This is a genomic window from Pseudomonas sp. M1 (genome assembly GCF_022760135.1).
Classification (GTDB): Bacteria; Pseudomonadota; Gammaproteobacteria; order Pseudomonadales; family Pseudomonadaceae; genus Pseudomonas; species Pseudomonas citronellolis.
Window position 1 is genome coordinate 5,898,048 of sequence record NZ_CP094343.1, and the last position, 12,475, is coordinate 5,910,522.

The 12,475-nt window shown below is 63.8% G+C and carries 15 protein-coding genes and 1 pseudogene; 3 read left to right on the plus strand and 13 right to left on the minus strand.

Annotated features, from left to right (window positions below; translation table 11 throughout):
• Positions 1–44: 44 nt before the first annotated feature.
• Positions 45–431: pseudogene (locus PM1_RS26110) on the minus strand (tyrosine-type recombinase/integrase); the annotation flags it as partial.
• Between the two features lie 17 nt (positions 432–448).
• Entirely contained in the window at positions 449–721 is a 273-nt protein-coding gene (locus tag PM1_RS26115) for a hypothetical protein (protein ID WP_009617428.1), read from the minus strand.
• Positions 722–939: 218 nt separating this feature from the next.
• On the opposite strand from PM1_RS26115, the gene PM1_RS26120 reads away from it, so the two are divergent.
• Together PM1_RS26120 and PM1_RS26125 are read left to right on the plus strand one after the other, a co-directional pair.
• Positions 940–1,113 (plus strand): hypothetical protein, encoded by a 174-nt coding sequence (locus PM1_RS26120; RefSeq protein WP_306151184.1) that lies wholly within the window; start codon positions 940–942, stop codon positions 1,111–1,113.
• A gap of 194 nt (positions 1,114–1,307) precedes the next feature.
• Positions 1,308–2,663: an ATP-binding protein gene (locus PM1_RS26125; RefSeq protein WP_009617427.1), complete on the plus strand. Its 1,356-nt coding sequence runs from the start codon at positions 1,308–1,310 to the stop codon at positions 2,661–2,663.
• A 633-nt stretch (positions 2,664–3,296) separates the two neighbouring features.
• Here PM1_RS26125 and PM1_RS26130 read toward each other — a convergent pair.
• Positions 3,297–3,548, minus strand: a complete 252-nt coding sequence (locus PM1_RS26130) for a HigA family addiction module antitoxin (protein ID WP_009617426.1) — start codon at positions 3,546–3,548, stop codon at positions 3,297–3,299.
• Positions 3,549–3,560: 12 nt separating this feature from the next.
• Positions 3,561–3,827 (minus strand): type II toxin-antitoxin system Phd/YefM family antitoxin, encoded by a 267-nt coding sequence (locus tag PM1_RS26135; RefSeq protein ID WP_052059012.1) that lies wholly within the window; start codon positions 3,825–3,827, stop codon positions 3,561–3,563.
• Positions 3,828–4,127: 300 nt separating this feature from the next.
• Here PM1_RS26135 and PM1_RS26140 point away from each other — a divergent pair, with 300 nt between their 5' ends.
• The gene (locus PM1_RS26140) at positions 4,128–4,322 is read left to right on the plus strand and encodes a hypothetical protein (protein WP_009617424.1); all 195 of its coding nucleotides are present in this window, start codon (positions 4,128–4,130) and stop codon (positions 4,320–4,322) included.
• Between the two features lie 2 nt (positions 4,323–4,324).
• Here PM1_RS26140 and PM1_RS26145 read toward each other — a convergent pair whose 3' ends face one another.
• The 9 genes from PM1_RS26145 to PM1_RS26185 all read right to left on the minus strand — a co-directional run bounded on the left by PM1_RS26145 (position 4,325) and on the right by PM1_RS26185 (position 12,345).
• Complete coding sequence (locus tag PM1_RS26145; RefSeq protein WP_009617422.1) at positions 4,325–5,320, minus strand: isocitrate/isopropylmalate dehydrogenase family protein; 996 nt, start codon at positions 5,318–5,320, stop codon at positions 4,325–4,327.
• An 87-nt stretch (positions 5,321–5,407) separates the two neighbouring features.
• A complete protein-coding gene (gene can / locus PM1_RS26150) occupies positions 5,408–6,052 on the minus strand; it encodes a carbonate dehydratase (RefSeq protein ID WP_009617419.1) in 645 nt (214 codons plus the stop codon).
• 66 nt (positions 6,053–6,118) lie between these two features.
• On the minus strand, positions 6,119–7,363 hold the full coding sequence (locus tag PM1_RS26155) for a C69 family dipeptidase (RefSeq protein ID WP_009617417.1): 1,245 nt from the start codon (positions 7,361–7,363) through the stop codon (positions 6,119–6,121).
• A gap of 162 nt (positions 7,364–7,525) precedes the next feature.
• A complete protein-coding gene (gene rimI / locus PM1_RS26160; protein WP_009617416.1) occupies positions 7,526–7,978 on the minus strand; it encodes a ribosomal protein S18-alanine N-acetyltransferase in 453 nt (150 codons plus the stop codon).
• A complete protein-coding gene (locus tag PM1_RS26165; protein WP_009617414.1) occupies positions 7,975–8,784 on the minus strand; it encodes a hypothetical protein in 810 nt (269 codons plus the stop codon). Before PM1_RS26165 ends, rimI begins: the two co-directional genes overlap by 4 nt.
• 106 nt (positions 8,785–8,890) lie before the next feature.
• Positions 8,891–9,910 (minus strand): DUF6160 family protein, encoded by a 1,020-nt coding sequence (locus PM1_RS26170; RefSeq protein ID WP_009617413.1) that lies wholly within the window; start codon positions 9,908–9,910, stop codon positions 8,891–8,893.
• 43 nt (positions 9,911–9,953) lie between these two features.
• Positions 9,954–10,499, minus strand: coding sequence for a DUF6160 family protein (locus tag PM1_RS26175; RefSeq protein ID WP_009617412.1), 546 nt, complete (start codon positions 10,497–10,499; stop codon positions 9,954–9,956).
• Between the two features lie 14 nt (positions 10,500–10,513).
• A complete protein-coding gene (locus PM1_RS26180; RefSeq protein WP_009617411.1) occupies positions 10,514–11,578 on the minus strand; it encodes a hypothetical protein in 1,065 nt (354 codons plus the stop codon).
• 161 nt (positions 11,579–11,739) lie between these two features.
• Positions 11,740–12,345: a hypothetical protein gene (locus PM1_RS26185; RefSeq protein ID WP_009617406.1), complete on the minus strand. Its 606-nt coding sequence runs from the start codon at positions 12,343–12,345 to the stop codon at positions 11,740–11,742.
• Positions 12,346–12,475: the final 130 nt, after the last annotated feature.

Here is a 12,475-nt window from a genome sequence, read left to right on the forward strand (position 1 = left end):
CATACTAGGGCATAGCCCAATTCGCCAGCGGCTCCCGATGACGCTCACAGCTCATCCAGAGAGACCTCCCGCGACGACTCGTTCACTCGCTTCTCAACGATTCGGCATAGCTCCATATCGTCTTCAGCTTCGTCGATATCTGCTGCATCCAGTTGATGCTCCGGCTGCACAAGGGGTGATAGACGCATGGCGGACTCCAGATGCTCCGGCGACAGGTGTGCATAACGCATGGTCATGGTGATGGAGGAATGCCCGAGAATGCGCTGCAACGTCAGTATGTCGCCTCCGCCCATCATGTAATGACTAGCGAAGGTATGCCGTAGGATGTGTGTCATCTGGCCGGGCGTGTGGAAACCGCAACGCCGGTATGCACTGCGAAAGGCAGCACGGCAGGACATGAACAGGCGACCAGTACCGGGTACGCCCCGCTTTGTGAGTCGCGAGCGGCTTACTCATCGTCGTAATCCCCTTGGCAGAAGATTGACTTGCCCCACTCCAGATCGCGGCGTATGCGCTGGAGGTTGATGACGCGGCGGCGGACGATCTTGGCGGTGGGGATGGTCTTGGTCTCGACCCAGCCGCGCACCACGCCCTCGGTGATCTCTTCCAGGCCTAGCATCTGGGCGAAGACCGCCTGGGAGCAGAATGGAGCGGTGCGAAAATCAGAGATTTTCTCGGCGGCTCCGGTGACGGTGAACCCCACTATTCCAGACTCTTCCATGGGTTTACCCTATAATCGATTCAAACAGTGAAATCACATAGTTGAGTCAAGCTATTTGAATAGGCTATAGAGAAGTCGCTCATCCCATTCAAGTTATTTGAGCAAAATACTTATACAAAATGAGCACTACAAACGAGCGCGTTAGACGAATCGCGTCTATGGCAGGTATGGATAGGCTAGTGCGCGAAACCCCCATCGGGTCGAATAGATGGAGGACCGTGCTCTATAACAAGGACGTCCGGATCAGCACTGAAGAGATCGATGTGCTGGGCGGCTTGTATCCGCAATACCGTTGGTGGATGGTGAGCGGCGAGGTCGCGCCGGAGATAGGACAAACGAGTCCAGAATATGACGAGGCCAATCGAAACTTGACCGGACAAAATGCGGGATAGCGATTACACAGGAAGTAGCTAGGCGCTGGTATTCCCGAGTAGACAAGGAAAGTCAATATCATGGCACCCAAAATTCTTATTTCGGCAGATAGTAACCAAGGATTGGAAATAGAAATTCTTGGCAGAAATCCCGATACTAAACCCTCAACAAAAAAACAGAATTTCAAAATCAACGAATTAAACGAGACTTAATTATGTGGGAATCATTAGGCTTCAGAGAAAGCCCCTACAACACGGACCCCCTGAAATCTCGAAAAGAAGATGTTGAGCTTTTAGTCGGACGCGAAAAAGAGTCTATAGAATTCTGTACACAACTCGAAACCGACAGGAAAGGTGTTCTGATACTCTCCGGTGCGCCAGGCGTCGGAAAAACGAGTTTCTTTAACGTTCAACAATACCTTTTAGAAAGTCAAGAAGCAATTATAGGTCCTCATGCACTAGCATCACGAAAACTATGCCCTATACAACCTGGCGACGACGTTAGGACCATTGCAGTACGAGCGCTCGACTCCCTGCACAAGTCAATTGAAGAATGGTGCAGAATCAAAGGCCAACTGATTCCAACCGAAACCAAGAAAATCGGAAAGTGGCTAACTGGTGCTAATACAGGATTCGACTTTGGGATTCAGATTTTTGGCAACGGAGGAAACATTGGACGAAGTGTCGACCTACCGAGCCTCGCAGACGCTTCTTTCGAATCAATCGTTAACGCAATCGAAGCATTAGCTTCAGAAGCCGCAGCGACCCTCGGATTTGAATGCTCAATTATAACTTTAGACAACCTTGAGAATCTGAAAGAAGATCAGCTAAAAGCGATGCTTATTTCCTTCAGGGACACACTATTCAGCATCCCAAACTTATGGTGGGTACTCATCGGACAAAGCGGACTTGGAAGCCTAATCCAATCCCTTGACCCTAGAGTATTTGAGCGCACAACAGGGTCGGGAATTGAGATCACCCCTATTGAGCTTGACGAGTTAAACTCTGCAATATCAGCACGAGTAAAGAAGTTCCACAAATCCCAAAATGGAACTGCCCCTCTAACTATCGATACTCACAAAATGCTATTTGAAGCATCCTACGGAGAAATGCGATTCGTCTTCAAATACAGCAATTCAATCTGTACAAAATTCGTAGAGAAAATTCGCCAAGTCGTCCTTGAAAAAAACAAAACAGCCAATAGACGAGCCTTGAATGAATACCTCGATCAAGCAATTGGCAAGCAGATGATTAACGACCAAATCGATCACAGTCTCTGCGTCAGCTACTTAAGACAGATTGTAGAGTCAGAGATTAAAGGCTTGTCTCTTAAGCCAAAAGAAAAAATTGTCCTTCACCAAATTGGTGAAAAAGGAAAAGCCAGACCAAGCGAGTTCAAAGACTTTAACTTCAGAACTTTGCAAGATTTTTCCAGCAATTATCTGACTAAACTTTATGGTATGAACCTCCTTGTACGAGAGCAGGAGGGGAAAGCAGTAAACTACCGACTCAGAGGCATTGCAAGACTGGGCCACTCATACGGTCTTTTCACAGAAAAAGCCGGAAAATAGCGCTTTGATGTCTGAGTCAGTGGTGACTACATCATAGCGCCAGCGTGAAACAGCGAGGTTGAACCAGCTATCAGCCCCTCGGAAGGCCCCGAATCATGGGGCTTTGGGGTGAGACGGGGGGCGTCTCATGCGATTCATAATGCTGATGTCCCAGGTTCAAGTCCCGGTGTAGCCACCATTATTTTCAAGGGGTTAGCGAAAGCTAACCCCTTTTCTTTTTGGGCGGCGATTACAAAGCGTCAGCAACCTGGCCCTCCCTCTCGCGCCCTCAAGTCCCACCGCATCCCGCTATTCATTTAAGTAAGCGATGCGTTGGCTGAGCGAAGGTGCCCAATCCTGGCTCCGCTCCCCTCACCCCAGCCCTCTCCCGGAGGGAGAGGGGGCCGTTCGGAGCTGTCGGAAACTCCAGAGTCATCCTGAACACGCAGTGCCATCTGGACGGCTGGCGTGGCCGGCAAGTCCAATCGCGGACGAAGTCCGCTCCTACGCCCATGCTTCCCTGAACCGTAGGAGCGGACTCTGTCCGCGATTCGGCGGATAACGCCATCGGCGTTATGCGCCCTACGGATTTCCCGAGAGCCTTAGGCGCTGGGAGCTCGGAGTCATCCTGATACTTTCATCGAGCCAGCAGTTCTAACCGTGAGTCGCTAGCTCGTACTGGCTCTGCAGGTTCATCCAGAACCCGGCTGAGGTGTCGAAGTAGCGGCCCAGCCGAATAGCCATATCCGCAGTGACGCCACGGCGCTCGCGGACAATGTCTTTGACAGTCGGGACCGACACGTTCAAGGCGCGAGCCAGCGCGGCCGGAGTTATCCCCAGCGCCTGCTGGAACTCTTCACGCAGGATTTCCCCAGGATGAATGGGGCGCATTCCGTTGGTTGTCATGGTCCAGCTCCCTCAGTGGCAATATCTCTGCTCCATTTGAGCCAAGGAACACGCCAGGCGGGCGGCATTGGCTGGGGACTTCAGCAGATGGACGGTTTCCATCAGGCCGTTGAAGCTATCGAGCGAAAGCAGCACGGCATTCGGCGCGTCTCGACGAGAAATCACGATGAAATCCTCGCCACCGACAACATCTTCGATGAGCTTCTTCAGGTTGTTGTGGGCATAGGAGAAAAGGATGCATGGCGGACTCCAAGACTTCCGGGCAATAGCGCATCCCATGATGATCGAAGAGTGCCCCGGAATTCGCCGCAACGGCGGTATGCCCCCTCCCCCACTCCTGTAATGACAGGCGAAGGCATGCCGTAGGACGCCGCCCCGCCCATCGGCTCCCACTCCAGATACCCGAATTGTTTCACCCCGGGAAAAACTCCTTCGCGCATTCGTTAGCTAGCTAATGTTATCCCCGGGCGCTACCTTTTCCTTCGCAGGTTCTTCCATTTCCTGCCCTCCCATAGCCATTGCCCGCCCCCGCTCCGAGCGGGCGATGGCTTCTTTTTTCCCGCTTTTCAGGGCGTTTGTATGCGTTATCTCGTCCGCACGCTGATCGTGGTCTGTCTTTCCCTGCTGCTCGGGCTGGCGGCCCAGGAATGGACGCTGTTCGTCCAGGGGTTGCCCATGGGCGGAGGATTGCGCGCGATGCTGACGGTGCTGCCCTTGCTGGCCGTGGGCAGCGGCTGCGCGGCCTGGCTGGCCGACCATCCCGAGCTGGGCTAGCCCTAGAGCCGCTGCAGGACGCCCTCGCCCACCACGCGGGTGGTTTCCAGGCCGTGGTCGAGGTGGCCTTCTTCGCGCAGGAAGCTTTCCACCGCGCGCTCGATGCGTGTAGCGCCGGTTTCGTCGTGCCAGTGGAAGCGCAGCAGCATGGCCGCGCTGAGGATGGCAGCCAGGGGGTTGGCGCGACCACTGCCGGCGATATCGGGGGCGCTGCCGTGGACCGGTTCGGCCAGGGCCAGTCGCTCGCCCAGGTTGAGCGAGGGCGCCAGGGCCAGGCCGCCACCCCAGTGGCTGGCGAGGTCGGAGAGGATGTCTCCGAACAGGTTGCTGGTGACGATCAGGTCGAAGGCTTCCGGGCGCTCCACCAGTTGCAGGGCCGCCACGTCCACCAGGCGCTCGTCGAGCACGTCGCCCCAGCCTTCGGTGGCCAGCAGGTCGCGGCAGGTGTCGCGGAACAGGCCGCAGGTCAGCGGCAGGACGTTGGCCTTGTGCACCAGGGTGATGCGCCGCGCCTGGCGTTGCCGGGCGATGCGCGATGCGGCCTGGGCCAGGCGCGTGCAGGCGGCGCGGCTGATCACCCGCTCGGCGATGGCCACGCCGTCGGCCTCCCAGTGCTCGCGGCCGCTGTACAGGCCTTCGCTGTTCTCGCGCAGGATCAGCAGGTCGATGCCGGCGTGGGGCGATACCACCGGCCAGGTGCGCACCGGGCGCAGGTTGAGGTACAGGCCCAGTTCCTGGCGCAGGCGCAGGATGGCGCTGCGGTAGCCTTCCACCTTGTGGCTGGGCGAGGACACCGCGCCGAACAGCCCGGCTCCGCATGCCCGCAGCGCTTCCAGGGTGGCCTCGGGCACCGAGGTGCCGTGGCGCTGGAAGCAGTCCCAACCCGCCTCCGCTTCGCGCAGGCGCAGGTCGGGCAGCAGTTTCTGCAGTACGGCCACGGCCGGCGGCACGACCTCACGGCCGATGCCGTCGCCGGGGATCACGCAGAGTTCGCGCATGCTCGCCTCTTCGTCAGTGGCCTTGCCCTATCTTCGGTCTGCCCGGCGCGCCCGGCGAGGCGGGCCGGACGACCGGCACGGGGCGGCTCAGGCCTCGCCCATGGGGCGCAGGCGGTACTGCGGCGGCAACTGGTCGAGGCCGCTGACAGTGACGTTGAGGTTCTTCCAGCGGCCGTCCTTGATGCCGTAGATGCAGCCGTGCACCGACAGCGACTGGCCGCGGTGCCAGGCGTTCTGCACGATGGTGGTGTGGCTGACGTTGGCCACCTGCTGGATGACGTTCAGCTCGCACAGGCGGTCGACGCGCTCTTCCTCGCTGGCGAACTGGGACAGGTGGTCGCGGTACTCGTAGGCGAGGTCGCGGATGGTCCGCAGCCAGCCGTCGATCAGGCCGAACTGCTGGTCCTGCAGCGAGGCGCGCACGCCGCCGCAGCCGTAGTGGCCGGTGACCAGGATGTGTTTCACCTTGAGTACGTCCACCGCGTACTGGATTACCGACAGGCAGTTGAGGTCGGTGTGCAGCACGACGTTGGCGACGTTGCGGTGGACGAACAGGTCGCCGGGCAGCATGCCGACGATCTCGTTGGCCGGCACCCGCGCATCGGAGCAGCCGATCCACAGGTATTCCGGTGCCTGCTGGCGGGCCAGCTTGGCGAAGAAGTCAGGGTCCTCGCGATTGATTGCTTCGGCCCAGCGGGCGTTGTTCTCGAACAGTTGTTCCAGGTCGCTCATGGTGGCTCCTCCTCTGCGGCTGGCGCACCTTACGTAACGCCGACGGCCTTTGACAAGCACTATGGCTCAAGGCGTGGCGTGCTGCCGCCACCAGCGCGGCAGGCGCGGCTCCAGTTGCCCGGCGAGTTGCTGCCAGGCCGTGTGCCAGGCCTCGGCTTCGGCGGCCAGGTGCGCCCAGTCGGGGTTGCGGCGGTCCAGCGCGGCGAGTTGCTCGGCCTCCAGCCAGGCGTGCCCGGCGCGCAGGGCGGCGGCGAATTCGGCATCCACCAGGGCGCGGCGGTGCACCGCTTCGAAACGGCACCAGAGGGATTGCTCCAGCGGCTCGTCGGCCTTGCTGAGCAGGCTGGCGCCGGCGGCCGCCTCGAAGCCCAGCGGCTGGAACAGCGACAGGCACGGCGCCGAGGTGCCGGTGGCGGCCAGGCGCGGGCCGTCCGGGCCCAGGCGGGCGATGAGGCTGGCGGTGGTCTGCGAGGGGCGCCAGAAGCTGCCGGCGTGCATGCACACCTGGCGGTTGTCGTGGCGGGTGAAGTTGTGGTCGCGCCGGCCGTGGTTGCGCAGGGCGACCACCAGGGCCTCCCAGCCGGGCTGGCGCGGGCAGCTGGCGAGGAACTCCTGGTTCATTCGCCGGCGCTGGTGCGCCCCGGCCACCCAGGGCAGCAGGCGGCCGTCGAAGGCGCGGGCGAAGTGGAAGTCGCCGCGGCCGTTCCAGCAGCCCAGGCGCCGGGCGTGGGCCGGCAGGTCGTGGCTGCACAGGTCGTATTCGTGGCCGATGCTCAGGGCGTTGGAGATGGCGCAGCGCTCCACCCGCCGCGCCGCCCACAGGCGGCCGGCGGTCTCCAGCACCCAGGCCTCGCCGGCATCGGCGATGACGAAGCTGTTGTCGTAGCGCAGGCGCTTGTTGCGAAAGCCCGCCGGCCCGCCCTGGCCGTGGCGCTCCAGCAGGCCGGTGATCACTTCCAGGGCTTCGCGCGCGCTGGCGCCGCGCTCCAGGCCCAGGCGCACCAGGTCCATGCCCAGCAGCGCCTCGCCGGTCGGGTCCAGCAGGCGGGTGAAGACCGCTTCGTTGCCGATGGCCACGCCGTGCTCGTTCACGCCCATTTCCGCGCCCCACAGCCAAGCGGGCTGGCTGAGGATGACGGCATGGCGGTCGGCGACCTGGGGAATTTCCAGGTAGGTGGCGCGCATCTGCCTGGCCGTATCGCCACGCACCGCGGGCAGGCGCAGCAGGCGCTGGGGTTCGGAGGGTTCGCGGTCGCTGTTCTTGGCGAACCAGGTGCAGCCGTCGGCGCGCAGGACGAGGGTGTCACACATGGACGCCCTCCTGCCGCGCGCCGGCGGCATGTGAGGCGGGAAGCGGATGACGACGGGCAGGCGCCGCCGCTGCAGCGGTTGGCTTCATGTCGCGACCTTGTTCTTGTTATCGATCGCCAGCCTACGCCTGTGCGCGGCGGCCGGATATGGCCTGGATGACGGTCAGTCGAGCAGCGTGCAGGCCATCACCAGGGCGTCCTCGCGCCCGCCCACCGCCGGGTAGTAGCCGCGCCGGCGGCCGATCTCGTTGAAGCCGAAGCGCTCGTACAGGCGGTAGGCGCTCTGGTTGGTCTCGCGCACCTCCAGGAAGCATTCCCGCGCGCCCAGCTCGCCGGCCCGCGCCATCAGGTGTTCGAGCAGGCGCAGGCCGAGGCCGCGGCCCTGGCTCTCCGGCTTCACCGTGATGTTCAGCAGGTGCGCCTCGTCGAGGATGATCTGGATGACGCCGTGGCCGACCTGCTGGGTGCCTTCGAACATCAGCCAGCAGTCGTAGCTCTTCAGGCCGTCGGTGAAGATGCCGCGGGTCCAGGGGTGGCTGAAGGCGGCGTATTCGATCTTGAGCACGGCGTCGAGATCCGCCTCGGTCATCGGGCGGAAGGAAATGGCGTCGGTCATTCTGCGTCCTGGTCCAGCCAGCGTTGGCGCACCCGGCGCATGGCGCGCCACAGTTCGCCCTTGAGGGCGGGTTCGTCGCTCAGCCGCTCCAGGCCGGGGATGGCCCAGGCCACGCCCAGTTCCTCGATCTGCAGCTCGCGCAGCATCGCCTCGTCGTCCGCCTCGCCGGCGAAGCGCACGGCGGGCCGGCCGACCAGCCACAGGCAGCGGCACGGGCCGCTGTCTTCCAGGCGCGCGGCGACGAAGCCCTGGACGAACTCGCGGGCCGCCTGCGGGCCCTGATCCATGTTGCCGCCGGAAAGCAGCGGCCAGCGCACCGGCTCGCCGAGCAGTTGCGGGCTGTCCGGCAGGCCGGCGGCGCGCAGCAGGTCCTTGAGCAGCAGGTAGGCCGGGTCACGGCTGGCCAGGGGCTCGCCGGTGGGCAGCTCGACCAGCAGCGCGCAATCGCCGGCGCGCAATAGTTGCAGGCTGAAGCGCGGCGGCGGCTCGACCGGCGCACGGGGCGCAGGCGCCTCGGCTTCGGCAGGCGCCTCGGCGGCCACCGGCATGCGGGCCTGGGCGGCGGGGCGCGGCACCACTACCGGGATCGCTGGCCGGGCCTCGGGCGTCGGCGCCGGTTTCTCCGGCGCGGCGACCGGCGTGCGGACGGTTTCGGGCGTGGCGCTCGGCGCCGGAGCCTGGACGGGCTCCGGCACTTCCAGCAACTGCGGGCGCGAAGGCGCGGCGAAAGGCAGCACCACGCGCGGCAGCCAGGAGGCGACCTGCATGGCGCCAAGATAGGCGCGGCGGCGGGCTTCTTCGATCAAGAGTCCTGTACCTGTGGGCATCCTGCGGGCGCAGGGCTAAACGCAACGGAGCGGAATTGTCGCGTGAAACGCGCCCGACGGAAAGGCCGGCCGGCGGATGGGCCGCTCAGCAGCCCTTGTTCATGCCGACGCAGGTGTCCTGGCGGGGGATGCCGTTGAAGGCCTGGTTGAAGTCGATGTTGATCGGCGAAACCAGGTTGCCGTTGGCGTCGCGGTACTTGGGCATGTTCATGAAGGCGCCCTTGAGCGCGGTGATCATCTGCCCGGAGTCCATGTCGCGCCACTGCACGTCCTGGCTCTGCAGGGAGATGAAGAAGCCCTTGGCGGCGCCGGCCAGGCCGGCCTGGCTCAGGTCGCCCACCGGCAGCGACTGGAACTGGCTGAGCTTGAAGCAGGTGGTGATGCCAAGGATGGCGCAGCTGTTGGAGGTGAACAGCCCGGTGACGATGTCCGTCCACAGCGGCACGCAGCCGTTGGTGCAGTCCAGCCGCGAGCCGTTGGTCATGCCGGCGTAGGTGCCGCGCACCGGGTCGCTGGCGCCGCCGGAGGTGACCAGGCCGGCATCCGCCTCCACCGTGCTGCTGCGGTAGATGCCCGCCAGGCCGAGCAGCAGTTGCTGCCCTACCGTGGCCTTGTTGTAGATGGCGTCGGCAGTGCCCTTGATGTGCACCGGAATGTTCCCGGTCAGCGACTGGATGTCGCCGGAAAGCACGCCCTTGGCCTGGTTGAAGCCGATGCGCACGCCGACCATCTTGTTGCCGTCGTAGGCGAACTCGACGTAGGGATCGACGATGGTGAAGGGGTTGATCTGCCCGGTCTGGTTGTTGACCGTGCCCAGGGCGAAGTTGTTGATGGAGATGTCCGCGCTGTTGGCGGCTTCGCCGGCGCGGTCGTAGAGGCCGAGCTGCAGCTTGTTCATGTTCAGCTGCGTTTCCACCGTGGCGCCGATGTTCAGCCGGGTGTAGTTGATGCCCGCGGCGGCGTCGGTGGCCAGGTTGATGAAGGCCTGGCCGGTGACGTCGGACAGCTGGCTGTCGCTCAGCGCCCGCAGCTCGGCGTTCGCGCCGCCGGCCAGACACAGCAGCACGCCGGCCAGCAGCAGGCGCCGTACGCAAAGGAAGGTCATGGGTTTTCCCCCTGGAGCTTGGTCCCGGCCATGCGCGCTCCCATCATCGGGCCGGGACCTGGAACAGGTTGAGGTTGCCCTGCACGTGCAGCACGCCGTCGACGCGGGCGCTGAGCAGGTCGGTCTGCACCAGGCCGGCGTCGGTGCTGCGGGCCTTGTTGGCGCCGGCCAGGGTCAGGCTGATGTTGTCGAAGTTGACGTCCTTCAGGCCGACCCGCAGGACCTGGCGATTGAAGGCGGCGCCGTCGCCGCCGAAGCCGCTGTTGATGGAGAGGATGTCCACGGTGACCTCGTCGAAGCTGAAGGTCCCGCTGATGTTGTCCAGCACCAGGAAGTTGTTGCCGCTGCCCGCCGGCTGGATCGCCACCCGTGCGCCGCAGCCACCCGGGCAGCGGGTGATGCTGGGGGTCTTCTGGATGTTGACCGTGACGCCCAGGCTCAGGCCGTCCTGGCCGACCACCTGGCCGAGGTCGTCGTCCGGCAGGGTGCGCAGTTCCGCCTGGGCGAGCGGGCCAGCCAGCATCGCCAGCAGGGCGACGGCGGCGGCCCGGAGCCGGCGGCGGGGCGGAAGCAGCGGTGGAAAGCTCATCGTGCCGTGCTCCGTCAGAGGTTGTGGGAAGTGACTTTGAGGTAGTTGAAGCTCAACCCGGACAGCTCGCTGCGCCCCAGGTTGACGCCGCCGGTCGGCACCGCGCCGTAGGAGGCCCGGGTGCCGCCGATGTTCAGGTTGTCGATCACCAGGCTGGTGCGCGGCGCGTTGGCGTAGAAGTCCGCGGCGTTGGCCGCGGTCAGCATGGGCAGCTCGAAGGTGAAGTTGCCGTCGGCGGTCACCGACAGCAGCAGCGGCTGGGACTTGCCGTAGCCCAGGGCGACGCTGGCGTAGGCGTTGGTCAGGTAGACGCTGCGCGCGGCCTTCTCCGCCGCGCTGGCGCAGTTGGCGTTGCCCGCGGCGCAGGAAAGGATGTCGAGGGTCTTGGCGTAGAGGTTCAGGCGCAGTTCGCCGACCAGTTGGCTGCGCGCGCTGGAGCCCCACAGGCGCAGGTAGCTGCCGTCCATCGCCAGGTCCTGGAAGTCCAGGGCCAGCACGTCGGTGCGGGTGCCGCCGCTGACCGGCACGGTGAAGTCGAAGCGCGCGCCCAGGTCGACCTTCTCGCTGGCGCGGCTCGAACAGCCGCTGCCGGCGCCGGCGTAGCCGCTGATGCAGGGCTGCCCGGCGTTGTTGGCGATCAGCGGCGGGAAGGCCAGTTCGAGCACGTCGGCGTCGCTGGGCAGGGTGTTGACCACGCGGCCGTCGGCGAGTTGGGTGGTGAGCACCGAGCCCTTGGCCAGATTGAGCTTGAAGGGATAGGTCAGGCGGCCGATGGTCACCGGCTGCAGGTTGCTGCCGTGGTTGCTGCCGGTGGCGCCCAGGTAGAGGTTGCGCACCGCGATGGAGACGTCCTTGCCGTTGGGGTCCTTCAGCCCGGTGATGTTGGTGGTGGCCTTGCTGCCGTCGATCATGGCGTTGTCCACCACGAAGCCGATGCCGGCGCCCTGCACGTCGGACAGCTGCTCGTCGTCCAGGGCGACCATGTCGGCGCGCGCCGCCAGGGCCATCCAGGCAAGGCAGGCGCCGGTCGCCAGCGCAATGCGGGCGGGGCGCGGAAGGCTGATACGGCTGCTGGCCATGGCCACCTCTTGTTCTTTTCTCGTTCGCCGACCAAGGGGCAAAAAACCCTGTCTGCCACTATAGGGAGTCGCCGGCCATCGTGGCCCGACCCATAGTCGAGAATCGCCTGCTGGCAGGTGGCCGCCGTGTTACCCAAGGTCACACCGGCGTAACAGCCGCGTCAGCCGTGGCGGAACAGCCCGATCAGGTGCTCGGCGATGGCGCCTTTTATGGCCTCCAGGTTCAGCCGCGACTGCGCCTGCAGCTTCGCGCTGTTCAGCCGGTGCAGGTGCAGCGAGGGCATGCGCGCCTCGTACTCGCGCAGGTCGCCCTTGACCAGCACCGGCAGGAAGGGCTCGTCGCGCATGCGGTAGCGGCGGATCAGCAGCTTCAGGCCGTCCTGGAACGGCAGTTCGGCGGAGCCCACCAGGCGGTGCTCGCCGGGGATCTTCAGGTACAGGCCGCTGTGGCCCATGGTCTCGCCGGGCAGGATGTGTATGCCGGTGGGCTCCACGGCGTCGGCGGGGATGTCGTGGAAGGTGTCGAACCAGGCCTGCTCGTTGGGCAGGATGGTGATGCCGCCCTCCTGGCTCTCCGGGATCACGAAGCTGTAGTTGCTGTAGAGCTTCTCCACGTAGGAGGAATAGATGCACAGGCGGTTCTCGAAGCGCCTGAGGAAGTCGATGGCCTCGCTGCGGTCGGTGATGGCGTCCAGGTCCCAGTCCAGGTCGTCCTGGCGCTCCAGTTCGGCCCAGCGGGCCTTGGCGAGTGCGGCGTCGTATGTCATGGCAGCAATTGGCTAGTGGCTGTTAGCCAACTGGCAGAAAACATGCCAGGAATTTCAGGGGGTTAACGCCGTTTTTCAGAGCCGTGGCGACATCCCGCACGGCGTAAACTGCCGCGTTTCGTCACCCCTT

Coding starts and splice junctions, on each gene's coding strand:
- PM1_RS26115 (WP_009617428.1), bottom strand. CDS start 721: ATGGAAGAGTCTGGAATAGTGGGGTTCACCGTCACCGGAGCCGCCGAG.
- PM1_RS26125 (WP_009617427.1), top strand. CDS start 1,308: ATGTGGGAATCATTAGGCTTCAGAGAAAGCCCCTACAACACGGACCCC.
- PM1_RS26130 (WP_009617426.1), bottom strand. CDS start 3,548: ATGACAACCAACGGAATGCGCCCCATTCATCCTGGGGAAATCCTGCGT.
- PM1_RS26135 (WP_052059012.1), bottom strand. CDS start 3,827: ATGGGATGCGCTATTGCCCGGAAGTCTTGGAGTCCGCCATGCATCCTT.
- PM1_RS26140 (WP_009617424.1), top strand. CDS start 4,128: ATGCGTTATCTCGTCCGCACGCTGATCGTGGTCTGTCTTTCCCTGCTG.
- PM1_RS26145 (WP_009617422.1), bottom strand. CDS start 5,320: ATGCGCGAACTCTGCGTGATCCCCGGCGACGGCATCGGCCGTGAGGTC.
- can (WP_009617419.1), bottom strand. CDS start 6,052: ATGAGCGACCTGGAACAACTGTTCGAGAACAACGCCCGCTGGGCCGAA.
- PM1_RS26155 (WP_009617417.1), bottom strand. CDS start 7,363: ATGTGTGACACCCTCGTCCTGCGCGCCGACGGCTGCACCTGGTTCGCC.
- rimI (WP_009617416.1), bottom strand. CDS start 7,978: ATGACCGACGCCATTTCCTTCCGCCCGATGACCGAGGCGGATCTCGAC.
- PM1_RS26170 (WP_009617413.1), bottom strand. CDS start 9,910: ATGACCTTCCTTTGCGTACGGCGCCTGCTGCTGGCCGGCGTGCTGCTG.
- PM1_RS26175 (WP_009617412.1), bottom strand. CDS start 10,499: ATGAGCTTTCCACCGCTGCTTCCGCCCCGCCGCCGGCTCCGGGCCGCC.
- PM1_RS26180 (WP_009617411.1), bottom strand. CDS start 11,578: ATGGCCAGCAGCCGTATCAGCCTTCCGCGCCCCGCCCGCATTGCGCTG.
- PM1_RS26185 (WP_009617406.1), bottom strand. CDS start 12,345: ATGACATACGACGCCGCACTCGCCAAGGCCCGCTGGGCCGAACTGGAG.